General features: G+C 71.2%; 15 protein-coding genes. 11 read left to right on the top strand and 4 right to left on the bottom strand.

The window, feature by feature from the left end:
• Positions 1–444: 444 nt before the first annotated feature.
• Positions 445–1425, bottom strand: a complete 981-nt coding sequence (locus ACIBSV_RS43370; RefSeq protein WP_395872997.1) for an NAD(P)/FAD-dependent oxidoreductase — start codon at positions 1423–1425, stop codon at positions 445–447.
• Between the two features lie 200 nt (positions 1426–1625).
• Here ACIBSV_RS43370 and ACIBSV_RS43375 point away from each other — a divergent pair, with 200 nt between their 5' ends.
• The 4 genes from ACIBSV_RS43375 to ACIBSV_RS43390 all read left to right on the top strand — a co-directional run bounded on the left by ACIBSV_RS43375 (position 1626) and on the right by ACIBSV_RS43390 (position 5550).
• Positions 1626–1916: a hypothetical protein gene (locus ACIBSV_RS43375; protein ID WP_395872998.1), complete on the top strand. Its 291-nt coding sequence runs from the start codon at positions 1626–1628 to the stop codon at positions 1914–1916.
• Between the two features lie 46 nt (positions 1917–1962).
• Positions 1963–2583 (top strand): hypothetical protein, encoded by a 621-nt coding sequence (locus tag ACIBSV_RS43380; RefSeq protein WP_395872999.1) that lies wholly within the window; start codon positions 1963–1965, stop codon positions 2581–2583.
• A 310-nt stretch (positions 2584–2893) separates the two neighbouring features.
• Positions 2894–4687: a glycosyl hydrolase family 18 protein gene (locus ACIBSV_RS43385; protein WP_395873000.1), complete on the top strand. Its 1794-nt coding sequence runs from the start codon at positions 2894–2896 to the stop codon at positions 4685–4687.
• A 224-nt stretch (positions 4688–4911) separates the two neighbouring features.
• Positions 4912–5550, top strand: coding sequence for a group III truncated hemoglobin (locus ACIBSV_RS43390; RefSeq protein WP_395873001.1), 639 nt, complete (start codon positions 4912–4914; stop codon positions 5548–5550).
• 185 nt (positions 5551–5735) lie between these two features.
• On the opposite strand, the gene ACIBSV_RS43395 is transcribed toward ACIBSV_RS43390, so the two are convergent.
• Entirely contained in the window at positions 5736–6587 is an 852-nt protein-coding gene (locus ACIBSV_RS43395; RefSeq protein ID WP_395873002.1) for a PAC2 family protein, read from the bottom strand.
• A 336-nt stretch (positions 6588–6923) separates the two neighbouring features.
• Between ACIBSV_RS43395 and metH the strand changes: the two genes are divergently transcribed.
• The 5 genes from metH (at position 6924) to ACIBSV_RS43420 (ending at position 14774) form a co-directional block, all read left to right on the top strand.
• Positions 6924–10400: a methionine synthase gene (gene metH / locus ACIBSV_RS43400; RefSeq protein ID WP_395873003.1), complete on the top strand. Its 3477-nt coding sequence runs from the start codon at positions 6924–6926 to the stop codon at positions 10398–10400.
• Between the two features lie 37 nt (positions 10401–10437).
• Positions 10438–11286 carry a putative RNA methyltransferase gene (locus tag ACIBSV_RS43405; protein WP_395873004.1) on the top strand — a complete coding sequence of 283 codons (849 nt, stop codon included), beginning with the start codon at positions 10438–10440 and terminating at the stop codon, positions 11284–11286.
• Between the two features lie 128 nt (positions 11287–11414).
• Complete coding sequence (locus tag ACIBSV_RS43410) at positions 11415–12119, top strand: HAD family hydrolase (RefSeq protein WP_395873005.1); 705 nt, start codon at positions 11415–11417, stop codon at positions 12117–12119.
• A 676-nt stretch (positions 12120–12795) separates the two neighbouring features.
• A complete protein-coding gene (locus ACIBSV_RS43415; protein ID WP_395873006.1) occupies positions 12796–14100 on the top strand; it encodes a sensor histidine kinase in 1305 nt (434 codons plus the stop codon).
• Entirely contained in the window at positions 14097–14774 is a 678-nt protein-coding gene (locus ACIBSV_RS43420) for a response regulator transcription factor (protein WP_020552051.1), read from the top strand. The genes ACIBSV_RS43415 and ACIBSV_RS43420 overlap by 4 nt, the downstream gene beginning before the upstream one ends.
• 19 nt (positions 14775–14793) lie before the next feature.
• Here the strand turns inward: ACIBSV_RS43420 and ACIBSV_RS43425 are convergent, their stop codons facing one another.
• A complete protein-coding gene (locus tag ACIBSV_RS43425) occupies positions 14794–15708 on the bottom strand; it encodes a RecB family exonuclease (protein WP_395873007.1) in 915 nt (304 codons plus the stop codon).
• 138 nt (positions 15709–15846) lie between these two features.
• On the opposite strand from ACIBSV_RS43425, the gene ACIBSV_RS43430 reads away from it, so the two are divergent.
• Complete coding sequence (locus ACIBSV_RS43430; protein WP_395873008.1) at positions 15847–17280, top strand: cellulase family glycosylhydrolase; 1434 nt, start codon at positions 15847–15849, stop codon at positions 17278–17280.
• 325 nt (positions 17281–17605) lie between these two features.
• On the opposite strand, the gene ACIBSV_RS43435 is transcribed toward ACIBSV_RS43430, so the two are convergent.
• Positions 17606–18781, bottom strand: a complete 1176-nt coding sequence (locus ACIBSV_RS43435; protein ID WP_395873009.1) for a M50 family metallopeptidase — start codon at positions 18779–18781, stop codon at positions 17606–17608.
• Between the two features lie 95 nt (positions 18782–18876).
• On the opposite strand from ACIBSV_RS43435, the gene ACIBSV_RS43440 reads away from it, so the two are divergent.
• Positions 18877–19785, top strand: coding sequence for a tRNA (adenine-N1)-methyltransferase (locus ACIBSV_RS43440; RefSeq protein WP_395873010.1), 909 nt, complete (start codon positions 18877–18879; stop codon positions 19783–19785).
• Positions 19786–19892: the final 107 nt, after the last annotated feature.

Raw genomic sequence — 19892 nt, forward strand, 5'->3', positions numbered from 1 at the left:
AGGTCGTGGAACGGCGGGCGGACGGCCCGGCGGCGATCACAAGGATCGTCGGCGGGCGTCCGGCGGCGGAGCAGCCCGGTCCGCGGGGATCAGCGGGTGCGACAGGCCGAGCTGTGCACGCGACCGAAATCGACATGCCGGCGGGTGCACAGGGGAGTTCGCGGACGGCGCACGGCCGCGCCGCAGGGCGCGACGGCCTCGACACGCCGGGAGGAGACCCCGGGCGTGGAGGCGGTGACCGACACCACGAGCGTCATGACGTCCTTCGACAGGAATGGATCGATATCTGCGACTGCGTGAGCCTATCGAGTCATCCGGCGATACAACAAGTGGCTATTCCGCTTTTCGGTCGGGGCCGGCCGGAAAGTCCGGTCCCGGGCGGGCGCGGGAAATGCGTTTGCCGGCGCGGCGATATCGCCGCGCCGGCACCGTGACCGGGCCCGACTAGGGAACATCGGAGGAATGCCCGGGGAAGACATGCGCGGAGGGGTCGACCACGGTCATCGCGTTGTTGACCGCGGTGGCCGCCTCGCCGAACCCGGTGGCGATCAGCTTGACCTTGCCGTCGTAGTCGACGATGTCGCCGGCCGCGAACACCCGCGTCAGGTTGGTGCGCATCGCCTGGTTCACCACGATGTGCCGCTTGCGCTGCTCCAGGCCCCAGTGCGTCATCGGGCCCAGGTCCGCGACGAAGCCGAGCGCGGCCACCACCGCCTGGACCGGGAGCGTGCGCACCGCGCCGTCGGCCTTGGCGACCACGTCCGCGCCGCTGACCTGTCCGTCGCCGTGCAGCACGGTGACCTCGGCGGAGGTGATCACCTCGGTGGTGGAGGCCAGCACGCGCCGCACGGTGTGCTCGTGCGCGCGGAACTTGTCCCGCCGGTGTACCAGCGTGATCGACTTGGCGATCGGCTCCAGACTGGTCGCCCAGTCGAACGCCGAGTCGCCGCCGCCCACGATCAGCACGTCCAGCCCGGCCAGATCGGCCAGGCGCGGCACGAAGTAGCGCACCCCCTCGCCGGTGAAGGCGTCGGCGGCGGGCAGCGGGCGGGGGCTGAACGTGCCAATCCCGCCGCTGATCAGCACCACCTTGGCGCGCACCACCAGGCCGCTCGCGCAGGTGACGGTGACCCCCTCGTCGTCCTGCGCCAGCTCCTCGGCACGGTGCCCCAGCAGGTAGCTCGGCTCGAACGGCGCGGCCTGTTCGACCAGCGCGTCCACCAGGTCCTGGCCCTTGATCGCCGGGAAGCCGGCGACGTCGTAGATCATCTTCTCCGGGTACATCGCGGAGATCTGCCCACCGGGTTCGGGCAGTGAGTCCAACAGCGCGGTGCGCAGGCCCCGGAACCCCGCGTAGTAGGCGGCGTACAGGCCGGTGGGGCCCGCGCCGATGACGAGCAGATCGGTGTCGACGGTCGAGGACACGCGCGCTCCTTCCCGAGCAGGGTTGCCCGGACCCTAGCCGAACGGCACACGGGCTTCCTCGAGTTCGTGCCCCGCGTCACACGAACGGAAGCACCCACGAAGTACGAGCTCGCCCAACCACGGGCAAATGTCCGTACGCGACCGTATGGAAAGGATGGAACTTGTTCTCATCCGGCCCGCCGATCGTTAGGGTCCGGTTCATGCAGATCTCCTGTGCGCCGCCCTCGGCCGGCGCCCCGGCGCCCGGCGCCCTCGCCGAGCGCCTCGGCCACGTCCGGGGCCGGGGTACCGGCTCGCCCGACCGGTGCGGCGACGCGCGGACGAGCCCCGGGCGGGTCGGTCGGCTCACCCTCGCCGGCGGCGCCGAACAGGTGTGCGGCAAACTGGCGTCGCCCGCGGACGCGAGCGGCACCGAGATCCCGACCCGGCTCCTCGGTCCCGCCCCGGTGCGCGAGCCCACCGCGCCCGCCGCGGCCGCCGCACCGTCCTGATCCACCTCGATTCCGTTCCGATCCCGCACGACCGCGAGGACGCACCATGACCCTGTTCCCCGGCAGGGACACCGACGTCACCACCGCCGTCGCCGCTCTGCTGGCGAAGTGCAGACTGTCGATACCCCGCAACTGGATACTCACGGCGCTCGACTACGCGTGGCACGACGAACGCCCCGTCGTGGTCGTGCGCCATCAACCGGCCACCCACCCGCACCCGGGCGGCCCGCACGCCAGCGTGGTGGTGGACCGCGCCGACGGCACCCTGCTGGGCTGGACCCGGCTGGACGGCCCGCGCCAGGGTCCGCTGCCCGGCACCGAGGAGGCGCACGCCGCCGCCGAGGCGTTCTGGCACCACGTGGATCCGCTGCACGCCGAGGGGCTGACCGTGCAGTGGGTCGCCCAGCACGACGAGACCATCGGCACGCCCGCCGGCCGGGCCACCTCGGTGAGCGGAATGAGGGTCAACGCGCGTCACATCAACGGGCTCTACACCTGGGCGGTGCTCGCCGGGGACCTGTCCGTGCTCACCTACGAGCGGGACGTGCAGTGGGACGAGCGGGCCGCCCGGAGGCGCACCCAGATGTGGCTGCACGACCGGTGGCGCGCGGCCGTGGACGGCACCGCGCCCGCGCCCGGCGCGCCTTACGCCCCGGCCCGGCGCTGAAGACGGACGGGCGGGCGCCTCGGAAAATTTTGGCAAGTTCGACGAACTCCCAGATCACGCGGGCCCCTCGGGGCCCGCGTGTGGCATTTGCGGTGCCGGGCAAGGCAGTTGGTCCAGACCATTTTGGTACAGACCATTGACCCGTGGTCCAGACCTTTCCTACTCTCACTGGACCTGCGGTGGGGCCGTAGTCGAATCGTTTCCCCACCGGGAGGTGCCACGTCCCCGTATGTCTGGCCCCACTCGAGGAGCACCCTTGAGCACAGGAACCAAACGACGCACGACCTTGTCCCGGCGCACCCTTGTCGCCATGATCAGCGCCCTGCTGCTTCCCCTGGCAGCGATGGTCGGCCTCGCGTCCCCCGCACAGGCCGCCGGTACCACCGCCACGTTCGTCAAGACCTCCGACTGGGGCTCCGGCTTCGGTGGAAGCTGGACCATCAAGAACACCGGCACGGCCGCGATCACCTCGTGGACCCTGGAATGGGACTTCCCCGCCGGCACCGCCGTCGGCTCCTCCTGGGACGCCACCGTCACGCGCACCGGCGACCACTACACCGCCAAGAACGTCGGCTGGAACGGCACCGTCGGCCCCGGCGCCTCGGTGACCTTCGGCTTCAACGGCACCGGCCCCGGCAACCCGACCGGATGCAAGATCAACGGCGGATCCTGCGACGGGGGACCCACGAACCCCGGCGACAACCCGCCCGGCGCACCCGGCACCCCGGTCGCGAGCAACGTCACCGACAACGGCGTCAAGCTGACCTGGACCGCGGCGACCGACGACCACGGCATCAAGAACTACGACGTGCTGCGCGGCGGCAGCAAGATCGCCACCGTCACCACGCCCACCTACACCGACAGCGGCCTGGCCGCGGGCACCGACTACACCTACACCGTCATCGCCCGCGACACCGTCGACCAGACCGGCCCGGCCAGTGCCGCGGTCACCGTGCACACCACCGGCGGCGGTGGCGGCCCCGGCGGCGGCAGCACCGTCAAGCTCGGCTACTTCACCAACTGGGGCATCTACGGCCGCAACTACAACGTGAAGAACATCGTCACGTCCGGCTCGGCCGCCAAGATCACCCACATCAACTACGCCTTCGGCAACGTCCAGGGCGGCAAGTGCACCATCGGCGACTCCTACGCCGACTACGACAAGGCCTTCACCGCCGACCAGAGCGTCAGCGGCGTGGCGGACACCTGGGACCAGCCGCTGCGCGGCAACTTCAACCAGCTGCGCCAGCTCAAGGCCAAGTACCCCAACATCAAGATCCTGTGGTCGTTCGGCGGCTGGACCTGGTCCGGCGGCTTCGGCCAGGCCGCGGCCAACCCCGCCGCGTTCGCCGAGTCCTGCTACAACCTGGTCGAGGACCCGCGCTGGGCCGATGTGTTCGACGGCATCGACCTGGACTGGGAATACCCCAACGCGTGCGGCCTGACCTGTGACACCAGCGGCGCGGCCTCGATCAAGACGCTGCTCTCCGCAACCCGGGCCAAGTTCGGCACGAACAACCTGGTCACCGCGGCGATCACCGCCGACGCGTCCTCCGCGGGCAAGATCGACGCGGCCGACTACGGAGGCGCCTCCGCCTCCGTGGACTGGTACAACGTGATGACGTACGACTTCTTCGGCGCCTGGGACGCCAAGGGTCCGACCGCCCCGCACTCGCCGCTGACCTCCTACACCGGCATCCCGAAGGACGGCTTCAACTCCTCCGACGCGATCGCCAAGCTCAAGACCAAGGGCGTTCCGGCGAACAAGCTCCTGCTCGGCATCGGCTTCTACGGTCGAGGCTGGACCGGGGTCACCCAGGACGCGCCCGGCGGCACCGCCACCGGCCCCGCCCAGGGCACCTACGAGCAGGGCATCGAGGACTACAAGGTGCTCAAGAGCAGCTGCCCCAGCACCGGCACCATCGCGGGCACCGCGTACGCCAAGTGCGGCAGCAACTGGTGGAGCTACGACACCCCCGCCACCGTCACCTCCAAGATGAGCTGGGCCAAGGCGCAGAACCTGCGCGGCGCGTTCTTCTGGGAGTTCAGCGGTGACACCACCAATGGCGAACTCGCGTCCGCGATCCACAGCGGCCTGGGCTAGCCCCGAGGGCGCGGCCACGAACGCGGCCGCCTTCACCGCTTCGTGACCGCAGGTCGTGGCCGGGCCCACCGGGGTGCCCGGTCACGACACCACGAACGGGCCCGCCGTCCACCGGCGCGGACGGCGGACTCGGCACAGACCGCGCGGGTGGGGTCCCAGGACCCCACCCGCACGGGCCGTTCGGCACCGGCCCCCGAGAACACCGGCGGCCTAAACTGACGGGCATGCACGGCGACGGCACACGCGAACCGACGGACCTCACGCTCCGCGCGGCCCCGAACGGGGGAGAGCCGGACCGGTGGGAACCGCAGACGGACACGCCGCACCCGGCGCCGCACCCGCAAGCGCCGCACCCGCCGCGAGCGGACCGGGAACACCCGCACCAGGCCCACCCGGGCCCGGACACCGCCCGCGCCGACTGCGCCGACATCACCACCCGCGCCGACCTCGACGCGCTCCTGCGCCGCTTCTACGGCGCGGCCTTCGCCGACCCGGTGATCGGCGCCTACTTCACCGAGATCGCCGGCACCGACCTGGACGCGCACCTGCCCCGGATCACCGACTTCTGGGAGCGCGCGCTGCTGCGCACCGCCGAATACCGCGGCGACGCGTTCGCCGTGCACCACACGCTGCACCGCGCCGCGCCGCTGACCGCCCGGCACTTCGGCCGCTGGGTCCAATTGTGGCGGGCCACCGTCGACGGCGGCTTCGCCGGACCGCGCGCCGAACGGGCCAAGGCACAGGGCGAGCGCATCGCCCTGGCCATGCTGCGCCGACTGTCCGGCCCCGACGCCGCCGCCGAACCGGGCACCGGCGGATTCATCCCGCTCGCGACCCTGGAACTGCGCCGACGCTCGGCCTGACCACCCCGGGGACCGATCACCCGGGTCGATCACCCGAGGCCGATACCCGATTCCGACACCCTTGCTCCGAACACCGGAGCCTCGGCCATCGGAGCCCCGATCACAGGAGCTCGGTCACCCGAGCCCCGACACCGAAGCCCGATCACCCGAGCCCCGACACCGAAGCCCGATCACCCGAGCCCCGATCACCCCTCGGCCTGATCGCCCTTGCGCTTGAGGTACCGCTCGAACTCGGCCGCGATCGCGTCACCGGACGCCTCGGGCAGGTCCTCGGTGTCACGCGCCGCCTCCAGCGAGCGCACGTACTCCGCGACCTCGGTGTCCTCGGCCGCGAGCTGATCCACCCCCACCTGCCACGCCCGCGCGTCCTCGGCCAGCTCGCCCATCGGGACGGTCACGTCCAGGAAATCCTCCAGCCGACGCAACAGCGCCAGCGTCGCCTTGGGCGAGGGCGGCTGCGCGACGTAGTGCGGCACCGAGGCCCAGAACGTCAACGCCGGCATCCCCGCGTGCGCGCACGCCTCCTGGAACACGCCCACGATGCCGGTCGGCCCCTCGTACCGGGACTGCTCCAGACCCACGTTCGCGGCCACCACCGGATCCGACGTGGTGCCGTTGACCGGGACCGGCCGCGAGTGCGGCGCGTCGCCCAGCATCGCGCCCAGCACCACCACCGTCTCCACGCCCAACTCGTGCGCGAAGCCCAACAGTTCGTTGCAGAACGAGCGCCAGCGCAGATTCGGCTCGATGCCGTGCACCAGCACCAGATCGCGGCGCGGCTCGGCCAACCGGACCACCGACAGCCGGGTGGTGGGCCAGGTGATCCGCCGGGTGTCCCCGTCCAGCCATATCGTCGGGCGATTGACCTGGAAGTCGTAGTAGTCCTCGGCGTCCAAGGCCGCGAAGACCTCGCCCTTCCAGACCCGGTCGAGGTGCTCGATCGCGGCGGAAGCGGCATCGCCCGCGTCGTTCCACCCCTCGAACGCGGCCACCATGACGGGGTCGATCAGCTCGGGCAGGTCGTCGAGCTCGATCACCCAGTGCCTCCTTCCGGCCGTGGCCGGGATCCGTGCGCCGCGGGCACCCGTCCCCGAGGCCGCGAGAGCTGTACGGTCCCCACATTACGGGTTGAGGCACCCTCGGCCAGACCCGCCCGCGTCGACTTCGCCCACAGTGAAATCCGGGCGACGCCCGGCGAACGCGACGCATACGGCCCGGTGAGCGCGGGTGAGCGCCGGGTGACCAGTGGGCGACGTCACCCGCGCGTCACCGGGCCGTGCGCGGCGAGCGCATTAAGCTGGCGCTCTGGCCCGATCCGTCTCGACGGACCCGGGCAAGCCGACAGCCGTCGCACCCATCGGAGACGCATTCTCATGACAGCCACCCCGCAGCAGCTTCGCGAAGCACTCGCCACCCGCGTCGTCGTCGCCGATGGAGCGATGGGAACCATGCTCCAAGCGCAGGATCCCAGCCTGGACGACTTCCAGGGCCACGAAGGCTGCAACGAGATCCTCAACGTCACGCGCCCCGACATCGTGCGCAACGTGCACAAGGAGTACTTCGACGTCGGCGTCGACTGCGTCGAGACCAACACCTTCGGCGCCAACCTCGGCAACCTGGGCGAGTACGACATCCAGGACCGCATCTACGAGCTCGCCGAAGCCGGCGCCCGGATCGCCCGTGAAGTGGCCGACGACTACTCCACCCCCGACCGGCCGCGCTGGGTGCTCGGCTCGATCGGCCCCGGCACCAAGCTGCCCAGCCTGGGCCACGTGCCCTTCGCCACGCTGCGCGACGCCTTCGAAGTGAACGCTGCCGGCCTGATCGACGGCGGCGCGCACGCCCTGCTCATCGAGACCAGCCAGGACCTGCTCCAGACCAAGGCCTCGATCATCGGCTCGCAGCGCGCGCTGAAGAAGGCCGGCATCGACCTGCCGATCTTCGCCCAGGTCACCGTCGAGACCACCGGCGCGATGCTGATGGGCTCCGAGATCGGCGCGGCACTGACCGCCCTGGAGCCGCTGGGCATCGACTTCATCGGGCTCAACTGCGCCACCGGCCCGGTCGAGATGAGCGAACACCTGCGCCACCTGGCCAAGCACGCCGGCATCGGGGTCACCGCGATGCCCAACGCCGGCCTGCCGATCCTGACCAAGGACGGCGCGCACTACCCGCTCACCCCCGAGGAACTGGCGGACGCGCACGACACGTTCACCACCGAGTACGGCCTGGCCCTGGTCGGCGGCTGCTGCGGCACCACGCCCGCGCACCTGAAGGCCGTCGTCGAACGCGTGCACGGGCGCGAACTCGCCCCCCGCAACCCCCGGCACGAGCCCGCCGCCGCGTCGCTCTACCAGTCGGTGCCCTTCCGCCAGGACCTGTCCTACCTGTCCATCGGCGAGCGCACCAACGCCAACGGCTCCAAGGCGTTCCGCGAGGCCATGCTCGAAGGCCGCTACGACGACTGCCTCGACATCGCCCGCGACCAGACCCGCGACGGCGCGCACATGCTCGACCTGAACATCGACTACGTCGGCCGGGACGGCGTCGCCGACATGAAGGCCCTGGCCGGCCGCTTGGCCACCGCCTCCACGCTGCCGATCATGCTCGACTCCACCGAGCCCGAGGTGCTCGAAGCGGGCCTGGAACTGCTCGGCGGGCGCGCCGTGGTCAACTCGGTCAACTACGAGGACGGCGACGGCCCCACCTCGCGCTTTCGCCGGATCATGCCGCTGGTCAAGGAACACGGCGCCGCCGTGGTCGCGCTGACCATCGACGAGGAGGGCCAGGCCCGCACCGCCGAATGGAAGGTCCGAGTCGCCGAACGGCTGATCACCGCGCTCACCGGCGAGTGGGGGATCAAGGTCTCCGACATCATCATCGACGCGCTCACCTTCCCGATCGGCACCGGCCAGGAGGAGACCCGCCGCGACGGCATCGAGACCATCGAGGCGATCCGCGAGATCAAGCGCCGCCACCCCGACGTGCAGACCACCCTGGGCCTGTCCAACGTCTCCTTCGGCCTCAACCCGGCCGCGCGCATCGTGCTCAACTCGGTCTTCCTCAACGAGTGCATCGAAGCCGGCCTGGACTCGGCGATCGTGCACGCCAGCAAGATCCTGCCGATGGCGCGCATCCCCGAGGAGCAGCGCGAGGTCGCCCTCGACATGGTCTACGACCGCCGCCGCGAGGACTACGACCCCCTCCAGCGCTTCCTGGAACTGTTCGAGGGCGTCGACGCCAAGTCGGTGCGCGCCACCCGCGCCCAGGAACTGGCCGCACTGCCGCTGAACGAGCGCCTCGAGCGCCGGATCATCGACGGCGAGCGGGCCGGCCTCGAAGAGGACCTGGACGAGGCACTGCGCGAGCGCAGCGCCCTGGTGATCATCAACGACACGCTCCTGGCCGGCATGAAGGTCGTCGGTGAACTCTTCGGCTCCGGCCAGATGCAACTGCCCTTCGTGCTCCAGTCCGCCGAGGTGATGAAGTCCGCCGTCGCGCACCTGGAACCGCACATCGAAAAGGTCGAGGGCGAGGACGGCAAGGGCACCATCGTGCTGGCCACCGTCAAGGGCGACGTGCACGACATCGGCAAGAACCTCGTCGACATCATCCTGTCCAACAACGGCTACAACGTGGTCAACATCGGTATCAAGCAGCCGGTCTCGGCCATCCTGGAAGCCGCCGAGGAACACCGCGCAGACGTGATCGGGATGTCCGGCCTGCTGGTCAAGTCCACCGTGATCATGAAGGAAAACCTCCAGGAGCTGAACACCCGCGGCCTGGCCGCCGGCTACCCGGTCATCCTCGGCGGCGCCGCCCTCACCCGCGCCTACGTCGAAGAGGACCTCTACGACATCTACGCCGGCGAGGTCCGCTACGCCCGCGACGCGTTCGAGGGCCTGCGCCTGATGGACGCCCTGATGGGCGTCAAGCGCGGCGTCCCCGGCGTCGAACTGCCCGCGCTGCGCCGGCGCAAGGTGGCCGCCGCCAAGGTGATCGAGACCGAACCCGAGGAGATGCCCGCCCGCTCGGACGTGGCCGTCGACAACCCCGTGCCCACCCCGCCGTTCTGGGGCGACCGCGTGGTCAAGGGCATTCAGCTCAACGACTACGCCTCGTGGCTGGACGAGCGGGCCACCTTCATGGGCCAGTGGGGCCTCAAGCCCACCCGGGGCGGCGACGGGCCCTCCTACGAGGAACTGGTCGAGACCGAGGGCCGCCCGCGCCTGCGCTACTGGCTCGACCGCATCGTCACCGACAACCTGCTCGACGCCGGCGTGGTCTACGGCTACTTCCCGTGCGTGTCCAAGGGCGACGACCTGATCGTGCTCGACGACGCGGGCAACGAACGCACCCGGTTCACCTTCCCGCGCCAACGCCGCGACCGGCACCTGTGCCTGGCCGACTTCTTCCGCCCGGAGGACTCCGGCGAGATCGACGTGGTCGGCTTCCAGATCGCCACCATGGGCCCGCGCCTGTCCGACGCCACCGCGAAGCTGTTCGCCGAGAACGCCTACCGCGACTACCTCGAACTGCACGGCCTGTCCGTACAGCTCGCCGAGGCCCTGGCCGAGTACTGGCACGCCCGGGTGCGCGCCGAACTCGGCTTCGCGGGCGAGGACCCGAACGACCTCGACGGCATGCTCAAGCTGCACTACCGCGGCGCGCGCTTCTCGCTCGGCTACGGCGCCTGTCCCGACCTGGAGGACCGGGCCAAGATCACCGCCCTGCTGGGGCCCGAGCGGATCGGCGTCGAGCTGTCCGAGGAGTTCCAACTGCACCCGGAACAGTCCACCGACGCGATCGTGCTGCACCACCCCGAGGCGAACTACTTCAACGCCCGCTGAGACAACCCGGCCCACCCGTCACCCAAGAACGAGGCACATGCTCGGCGACGTCGTAGGAACCCTCGCCTGCCCGCACTGCGGCGCGGACCTGGCGGCGGCGGACCACACCCTGCGCTGCGCCGCCGGGCACAGCTTCGACGTCGCCAAGCAGGGCTACGTCAACCTGCTCACCGGCACCGGCTCGGTCGGCACCGCCGACACCGCCGCCATGGTCGCGGCCCGCGTCGACTTCCTCGGCGCGGGCCACTACGACCCGATCGGCGACGCGCTGGCCGCCGCGAGCGCAGGCGCCGTGCCCGGCGCCCTCGTCGACGTCGGCGCGGGCACCGGACACCACCTCGCCCACGTGCTGGACACGCTGCCCGAGCGGCACGGGCTGGCCCTGGACATCTCCAAGTACGCGCTGCGCCGGGCCGCCCGCGCACACCCGCGGATGGGCGCCGCCGTTTGCGACGCGTGGCGCCCGCTGCCGGTACGCACCGGCGCCGCGGCACGGGTGCTCAACGTGTTCGCCCCGCGCAACCCGCCCGAACTGCACCGGATCCTGGCCGCCGAGGGCACCCTGCTGGTCGCCGCGCCCACCGCGGGACACCTGGCCGAACTGGTGCCCGCGCTCGGCCTGCTCCAGGTCGACCCGGACAAACAGGAACGCATCGACGCCAAACTCGCGCCCTGGTTCACCGTGCGCGAGCGGCACACGCACACCTTCACCATGGCGCTCGACCACACCGCCATCGCCACCGTGGTGGCGATGGGCCCCAGCGCCTGGCACACCGACCCCGGCCGGCTGCGCTCCACGATCGCGGAGCTGGCGAACCCGCTCGCCGTGACCGCTTCGGTCACCGTTTCCGCATACGACCCCGTTCGGCGGTTGCCCAATCCCTGACGGGGCCGCACAATCGAGGACCCGCCGGAGCCAACCGGCGGATCGCACCCATGGAGAACCCGCGTGAGGAGATCGACCCACCCCATCCACACCACGATTTCCCGTACCGGGGGAGAGGCGGCCACACGATGACGGCAGCGCTCACGACCACGACCGGAGCACGCCCGGGCCACGGCCTCGGGGCGGTCCTGTTCGACATGGACGGCACCCTGGTCGACACCGAACGCAACTGGTTCGCCACCGAGACCGCCGTCATGGCCGACCTCGGCTTCACCCTCACCGCGCAGCACGCCGAGCACCTGCTCGGCAGCCCGATGGAGCGCGCCGTCGCCTACCTGCTCTCGGTCTCCGGCCTCGACGTCGCGCCCGCCGAACTCGAGCACCGGATCAACACCGGCATGGTCGCCGCGCTGCGCGACGGCGTGGACCTGCGCCCGGGCGCCAAACGGTTGCTCGCCGAGGTCGACGACGCCGGCGTGCCGTGCGCGCTGGTCACCGCGTCCCAGCGGGTGATCGTCGACGCGGTGCTGCCCTCGTTGGGCGCCCACCACTTCCGCTTCACCCTGGCCGGCGACGAGATCGCCCGTACCAAGCCACACCCCGATCCGTACCTGACCGCGGCCCGCCGGCTGGACGTCCAGCCGTGGTCCTGCGTGGTCGTCGAGGACTCGCCCACCGGCATCGCCTCCGGCGAGGCGGCCGGCTGCGTCGTGCTGGCGGTGCCGAGCATGACGCCGATCACGCCCGCGCCGACGCGCACCGTGGTCGACTCCCTCGAAGAGGTCGACCTGGCCTTCCTGGGCGAACTGGTCCGCTCCCGCGTCGCCCGCTGAGCCGGCCGCGCCCCCACGCGCCGCGCCCCGCACCTCGCGCGCCGAACCCGAGGCGGTCGGGAGCCGACCCCCGCCGTACACCGTCGGCACAAACAGGTGGGAGCGGACGGGCCCGAAGGCCCGTCCGCTCCCACATCCCCGTGTTTCCCCCGTACTGCGTTCCCCCGTGTACTGCGGTACCGCGTTTTCCCCGTGTACTGCGTTCCCCCGTGCCGGAGCCCCCGTGCTCCGACCCGTACTGCTTCCCCGTCGGTCCTGTCGACCTCCCGGCGGCGGTTTCCCCCGTCCCCGTGACCGCCGAGAGGTCTCCCGGTCGTGCTCCGTCCGAACCCCGAGAGGATCGGACCCCCGTACTACCCCCGTAGTACATCCCCGCGGTTCCCGTTTCCGGGTTCCCCGTGTGTTGTCCAGTGTTGGTGATCGCGAACGGCAGGGCTTCAGGGAAGTCCCTCGCGTTCGCCGCACCCCCTCGCCCGCGCCGCCACACCGTTGAGTACGGCCCGCGACTCCGCCCCGAGGAGGAGATCGGCCCACCGCTCCTCCCAGGGGACGAGACCGGGCCCCTGGGGGGTCTTAACCCCCGGCCAAGGGCTCTACCGTAAGAGATGTGCGCGCCGTGACCCCAGCCCCGGACACCCCCGCCGGGACCTCAGCCCCGCCCGGACCGAACCCATCGGTGCCCCGGCTCGCCCGATCACGGGCCTGCCTGGCCGACTTCGTCCAGGAACTCCGCCGCGACACCCGCCAACCCTGGCCGCGCCCCACCGTGCTCGACCTGGCACTGGTGCTGCTGCTGACGGTCTTCGCCGTGGGCGGCCTGTACTTCCACGAACTCGGCCGCGACGACGTCCGCGACCCGGACGTGTGGGGCATCCTGCTCGCCGTGCTCACCGCCGTCCCGCTGCTGTGGCGCGGCGCGCACTCGCTGCGCGTGCTGATCGCGGTCAGCGTCGCCGGGCTGATCCTGGCCGGCGCGAACTACGAATCCGCCGGCGCCGGGATCGGCCAGATCGTCGCGCTGTACGCGGTCGCGGTCGGCCGCTCCCGGGTGCCCGCCGCCTGCGCGCTCGCGTTCACCGAGAGCGCCACCATCGCGTGGCTCGCACTGCGCGACAGCGACGTGGAGTTCCTCGACATCGTCGCCAACCTCGCCGCGATGTTCGCGGTCTGGGCGTTCGCCCGCAGCGTCGGATTCCGGCGTGCCTACACCGCCGAACTCGAGGCCCGCGCCGACCGCCTGGAGCGCACCCGCGAGGCGGACACCCGCGCCGCGATCGCCGAGGAACGCGGCCGGATCGCCCGCGAACTGCACGACGTGGTCGCCCACCACGTCTCGGTGATGACCGTGCAGGCCTCCGCCGCGCAGCGGATGGTCGCGCGCAATCCGGACCGGGCCAAGGAGGCGATGGCCGCGGTCGAGCAGACCGGCCGCGGCGCGCTGGTGGAGATGCGTCGCCTGGTCGGCATCCTGCGCGACACCACCGACGCGGTGGGCGGGCCCAACGAGGGCCACAACGCCCCCCAGCCGGGCCTGGACCAACTCGACACGCTGGTCACCCAGGTCCGCGAGGCCGGGCTCCCGGTCGAGCTGTCCCTGGAGGGCGCCCCCTGCGAGCTGCCGCCGGGCATCGACCTGGCGGCCTACCGGATCGTCCAGGAAGCCCTGACGAACACGCTCAAGCACGCAGGCCCCGCCGAGGCCCGCGTGCTCCTGCGCTACAGCCGCACCGAACTCCTGGTCCGCGTCGCCGACGACGGCCGAGGCGGCAGCACCGTACCCACCGGCGACCGCACCGGGCACGGCCTGCTCGGGATGCGTGAGAGGGTCTCCCTCTACGGTGGACGCCTGTACGCGGGGCCCCGGGCCCAGGACGGCTTCGAGGTCCTCGCGCGCATCCCCCTGTCCACCACGAACACCGCCGACACCGCCGCCCCGCCGGACGGTGTCGCCCCCGACCGACTGGAGCAGACCCGCCCATGACGATCCGCGTCATCCTGGTCGACGATCAGCCACTGCTGCGCACCGGCTTCCGGATGATCCTGGAGGCCGAGCCCGACATCGCCGTGGTCGGCGAGGCCGCCGACGGCGAACAGGCCGTCGAACAGGTCCGCGCCCTGCAGCCCGACGTGGTGCTGATGGACATCCGCATGCCCCGCATGGACGGCGTCGAGGCCACCCGGCGGATCGCCGGATCGGGCCGCGACGGGGAGAACACCGCCCGTGTGCTCGTGCTCACCACCTTCGACCTCGACGAATACGTGGTCGAGGCGCTGCGCGCGGGAGCGAGCGGTTTCCTGCTCAAGGACGTGCCCGCCGACGACCTGGTCACCGCGATCCGGGTGATCGCCGAGGGCGAGGCGCTGCTCGCGCCGAGCATCACCCGGCGGCTCCTGGACATGTACGCCGCACGGCTGCCCTCCGCCGAGGACCCCACGCCCGACACGCTCGCGATGCTCACCGAACGCGAGGTGGAGGTGCTGCGCCTGGTCGCGCGCGGGATGTCCAACGCCGAGATCGCCGCCGAGTTGTACGTCAGCGAGACCACGGTCAAGACCCACGTGGGCCACGTGCTGACCAAGCTCGGCCTGCGCGACCGGGTCCAGGCCGCCGTCTACGCCTACGAGAGCGGCCTGGTCCGCCCCGGCGCGATCTGACCGGGGCGGCGACCGGCGGCTACGCGGGCACCACGGGCAACGGATACACCGGAGGTGTGCCACCGAACTCGGGGCACACCTCCCGGTGATCGCACCACCCGCACAACTTCGACTTCCGGGGCAGCCACTCGCCCGTCCGGGTCGCCAGATCGATCGCCTGCCACAGCGCCCGCAGCTTGCGCTCGACCGCCAGCAACTCGCCCTCGTCCGGGTCGTAGGTGATCACGTCGCCGCTGCCCAGATAGACGAGCTGCAACCGGCGCGGCACCCGGCCGTGCTGCCGCCACAACACCAGCGCGTAGAACTTCATCTGGAACAGCGGCTTGTCCTGGAACATCGGCGACGGGGCCTTGCCCGTCTTGTAGTCCACCACCCGCAGATCGCCCGCCGGCGCCACGTCGAGCCGGTCCACGACCCCGCGCAGGATCAGGCCGTCCTCCAGCGTCGTCTCCACGTAGAGCTCGCGCCGGGCCGGCTCCAGCCGGTTCGGATCCTCCAGCGTGAAGTAGCGCTCGACCAGCTTGTCCGCGTCCTGCAACCAGGTACCCAGACCCGCGACGTCCTCGCCGAACAACTCGGCCAACTCCGGGCGCTCGGCCAGCAACTCGTCCCACGCCGGCCGCACCATCGCCACCGCCCGCTCCGGTGTGCGCTCGCCGCTGGGCAGGTCGAACAGCCGCTCCAGCACCGTGTGCACGACCGTGCCGCGCGTGGCCGCGGCGCTCGGCTTCTCCGGCAGCTTGTCGATCACCCGCAGCCGGTACAGCAGCGGACACTGCATGAAGTCCGCGGCCCGGGACGGCGACAACGACACCGGTGGCCGGGGCCCGCGCTCACCGCCCTGGGCGGGCACCACGACACCCGCGGTGTCGCCGGCGGGCTCGACGGCCGGGGTGTTCTCGTCGGAGGCGGTCTCGGAGGGGCTGACACTCATGGCGACCACCCTAAGCGTGCGGGGCGACACCCTGAGCGCCCGAGGGGCGGAGCGCCTCTGTCAATCGCTACTACCGCTCAGTAGAGTCCCGGCACCACGGGTCCCACACACCCCATCCGCAACCTCGACGGAGGTCCCATGCGCGTCCCCACCCGCACCCGGCTGCACGTGGCCGCCGCGATCACCGGCGGCCTGCTCCTGGCGGGTCTGCCCACCCCGGCGTCCGCGCAGGAGGACCGGCACGGCCGCGGGCCGGACAAGATCACGGTCGGCGACCGCACCTTCATCGCCGACGAGCGCGGCCGGGCCACCCAGTGGCGCGGCTTCAACATCGGCGACAAGGAACACCGGGGCGCGGAGGCGTTCAAGGACGTCACCGAGAAGCAGTTCCGCGAACTCTCCGACCGCGGCTTCAACCTGGCCCGGGTGCTGTTCTTCTGGGACGACCTGGAACCGAGCCCCGGCCGCTACAGCCGCGACTACCTGGCCCGGATGGAACGCATCCTCGGTTGGGCGGAGAAGTACCACATCAAGGTCGTGCTGGACGCCCACCAGGACATCTACGGCCCGTACTTCAACGACCACCGGGGCAACCCGGAATGGACCACCCGCGACGAGGGCCTGCCGTACGAGCCGGTCCCCGGCGACTGGTTCGCCGAGTACTACACGCCCGGCGTGCAGGCCGCCTTCGACCACCTGTACAACGACCGCGACCTGCGACGCGCGCACGCGCAGATGTGGATGAAGGTCGCCGCCACGTTCGGCAGGCACCCCGCCGTGCTCGGCTACGACCTGATGAACGAGCCGATGGGCCGCTTCCGCGAGGGCGAGGACATCCCCACCGCCGCCGCCCGGCTCGAATCGACCCAGATCACCGACATGTGGAACCGGCTCACCGACGCGATCCGCCTGGTCGACCGACGCAACTGGATCCTGGTCGAACCCACCCCCGTGGTCGGCCTGGGCCTGCCCACCGCGCTCGGCCCGATCACCGACGACAAGGTCGTCTACGCCCCGCACTTCTACGAGACCGCGATGGAGACCGGCGCCGACTACGACCCCGACGGCGGCTTCATCGAGAACTACGAGGCCGCGATCACCGCCTACCCGAAGGCGAACAAACTCCCGGTGATCGTGGGGGAGTGGGGGCCGCCGGACCAGTCGCTGCCCAACATCCCGCTGTTCTACAAGCGGATGACCGCGGCCATGGACCGATTCGGCACCGGCTGGGCGGGCTGGCAATGGTGCAACGGCGGCGGCTACTGCACGCTGGACGCCGACGGCCGGATGAAGCCCAACAACAAACTGCTGGTGCAGCCCTACGCGCGCGCCGTGGCCGGCAATCCCGAGAGCTTCGGCTACAACCCGGACACCCGCACCTACACGCTCACCTTCACCACCCGCCGGGGCGCCCAGGGCCCCACCGAGATCGCCCTCCCCAAGGACGTCTACGCCAAGCCCCCGACCATCCGCGTCACCGGCCCCGGCCGCACCCACACCGACACCCGCGACAACACGGCCCGAATCACCACCACCCGAGACGGCCGCTACACCATCACCATCACTCCCTGACCCCCCGAGCCGGCAGGCATCACCACCAGACCCGGCCGGCGCCGCGTCGGCCCGGCCGGGCTTGAAGCCAAGCCGAACACCACCCACCGCAACCATCACGCCAAAGGCGTACGAACCCTTCAGCCCGGCCGGCGGTGAGGCCAAAACAAGCCAAGCGCCACTTGCGCAACCACCACGCCGAAGCCGTACGAACTTTCCAGCCCGGCCGGCGTTCGAGGCCAAACAGAGCCGAGCATTACCCACCGCAACCGCGACGACCACCCAGCCCGGCCGGCGCTCGAGGCCAAGTAGCCCGGCCGGCGAGTGAGGCCGAAGAACCCCGCCCTCAACCCCGCATCATGGCCAAAAACGCATGCTCGACATCGCTCCGGGACAACACCCCGTACACCCCGCCGTCCCGCTCCACCACCAGGTACTCACTCGCCGGCGCCGCCCGCATCGCAACCAGCAGATCCTCCCCGGCCAGATCCGCGCCCACCTTCATCCCCGGCCCCAGATCCCGCGCCAACGGCCCCACCGCCACCCACGGCCTGCGGTGCTCCGGCGTCGCCAACACCGCGGCCTCACGCACCACCCCGACCGGATCCCCGCCCCGATCCACCACGACCAGCCCGCGCGCACCCTCCTCGTGCGCCCGCCGCAGCGCCTCCGACAACGGCACATCCGCCGCCACCGGGATCGCCCGCCGGGTCAACAACCGCACCCGCAACTCCGGCAACCGCTCCCGCAGCCGCTCCGCGCGCAGCGACTGCACCGCACCCGCCCACATGAATCCGGCCACCAACGCACCGAAGATCAACGTGTACGTGCGCGCTCCCGCGTCCGCGCCCAGCGACCACAACGCCGCCGCGATCAGCACCACCACCGCGAGCACCCGACCCGCCCAGGACGCCGCGATCGTGCCGGCCAACGGCCGCCCGCTGACCCGCCACACCACCGCCCGCAACATCCGGCCACCGTCCAGCGGCAGCCCCGGCAACAGGTTGAACGCGGCCACCAGCAGATTGGACACCGCCAACAACGCGACCATCCGCCCCGCCAGCGTGTCCACGTCCAGCGCCAGACCGATCACCCAGAAACCGCCACCGAGCAGCAGTGACAACGCCGGACCCGCCGCCGACACCAGGAACTCGTGCCGGGCCGTCTCCGGCTTGTCGATCTCGGACACCCCGCCCAGGAACTGGATGGTGATCCGCCGCACCGGCAAGCCCAGCCGCAGCGCCGTCACCGCGTGCGCCAACTCGTGCACCAGCACGGACACGTACAACAGCACCGCGAAGCCGAACGACAACACGAACCGCCACGGACCCAGATCCGGGAACAGGCTCTCGAAGGTCGGCGCGAACAACACGGTGATCACCGCAGCGATCACGAACCACGTCGGCGCGACATAGACCGGCACCCCGAAGGGGCGCCCCATGAGCAGGCCACGCCTCGGCTCCCGGCGCGGGGCGTCGTCCTGCCGCATCCTGCGTCCCTGCGGCCTGCTCGAATCAGTCACGTCCAAGATGCTATGCAACCGAGTCCCGGTTTGACCCCCACGGGGCCCGCACCCACGCGTCGGAGCGTCGTCCACGACCGACTAGGCTGACCCCCATGTCCGAACCGACCGGTGCCGCGCGCAGGCGCGGACCCTTCCAGGTCGGGGACCAGGTTCAGCTGACCGATCCCAAGGGCCGCCACCACACCTTCACGCTCGAAGCGGGCAAGGCGTTCCACACCCACAAGGGCTCGTTTCAACACGACGCGCTGATCGGCGCTCCCGAAGGGACCGTCGTACGGTCCACCGGGAACACCGACTACCTCGCGCTGCGACCTCTGCTCCCCGACTTCGTCCTGTCCATGCCCCGCGGCGCCGCGGTGATCTACCCGAAGGACGCCGGCCAGATCCTCGCGATGGCCGACATCTTCGCCGGCGCCCGCGTCGTCGAGGCCGGCGTCGGCTCCGGCGCGCTGAGCACCTTCCTGCTCCGCGCCATCGGCGACACCGGGCAGCTCGCCTCCTACGAACGCCGACAGGACTTCGCGGACATCGCCCGCAAGAACGTCGAGCGCTACTTCGGCGCCCCCCACCCCGCCTGGAAGCTCACCGTCGGCGACCTCCAGGACAACCTCGTGGAGACCGGGGTCGACCGGGTGATCCTCGACATGCTCGCGCCCTGGGAATGCCTGGACGCGGTCTACAAGGCGCTCGCGCCCGGCGGCCTGGTGTGCTGCTACGTGGCCACCACCACGCAGCTCTCGCGCACCGTGGAGACCATGCGCGTGATGAACTGCTTCACCGAGCCGCAGCCCTTCGAGTCGATGGTCCGCTCCTGGCACGTCGAGGGCCTCGCGGTCCGCCCCGACCACCGGATGATCGGCCACACCGGCTTCCTGGTCACCGCCCGGCGCCTCGCCGACGGGGTCGAGCCGCCGCTGCGCCGGCGCCGCCCGTCCAAGGGCTCCTACGGCGACGACTACGCCGGCCCCGGCGCGGAGGCCGGTACCCCGCTCGAATCCTGACCCATCGTCAGGCAATGGTTGAGACAAGGCGGGCCGGGACCCTGTACCGGGACCCGGCCCGCCCCATAAGGTCGTCCACCGTGGCGGACGATCACCCTGAGACCCGG

The sequence above is a fragment of the Embleya sp. NPDC050154 genome (assembly GCF_044460165.1).
GTDB lineage: Bacteria > Actinomycetota > Actinomycetes > Streptomycetales > Streptomycetaceae > Embleya.

Coding starts and splice junctions, on each gene's coding strand:
- ACIBSV_RS43375 (WP_395872998.1), top strand. CDS start 1,626: ATGCAGATCTCCTGTGCGCCGCCCTCGGCCGGCGCCCCGGCGCCCGGC.
- ACIBSV_RS43380 (WP_395872999.1), top strand. CDS start 1,963: ATGACCCTGTTCCCCGGCAGGGACACCGACGTCACCACCGCCGTCGCC.
- ACIBSV_RS43385 (WP_395873000.1), top strand. CDS start 2,894: ATGATCAGCGCCCTGCTGCTTCCCCTGGCAGCGATGGTCGGCCTCGCG.
- ACIBSV_RS43390 (WP_395873001.1), top strand. CDS start 4,912: ATGCACGGCGACGGCACACGCGAACCGACGGACCTCACGCTCCGCGCG.
- metH (WP_395873003.1), top strand. CDS start 6,924: ATGACAGCCACCCCGCAGCAGCTTCGCGAAGCACTCGCCACCCGCGTC.
- ACIBSV_RS43405 (WP_395873004.1), top strand. CDS start 10,438: ATGCTCGGCGACGTCGTAGGAACCCTCGCCTGCCCGCACTGCGGCGCG.
- ACIBSV_RS43410 (WP_395873005.1), top strand. CDS start 11,415: ATGACGGCAGCGCTCACGACCACGACCGGAGCACGCCCGGGCCACGGC.
- ACIBSV_RS43420 (WP_020552051.1), top strand. CDS start 14,097: ATGACGATCCGCGTCATCCTGGTCGACGATCAGCCACTGCTGCGCACC.
- ACIBSV_RS43425 (WP_395873007.1), bottom strand. CDS start 15,708: ATGAGTGTCAGCCCCTCCGAGACCGCCTCCGACGAGAACACCCCGGCC.
- ACIBSV_RS43430 (WP_395873008.1), top strand. CDS start 15,847: ATGCGCGTCCCCACCCGCACCCGGCTGCACGTGGCCGCCGCGATCACC.
- ACIBSV_RS43440 (WP_395873010.1), top strand. CDS start 18,877: ATGTCCGAACCGACCGGTGCCGCGCGCAGGCGCGGACCCTTCCAGGTC.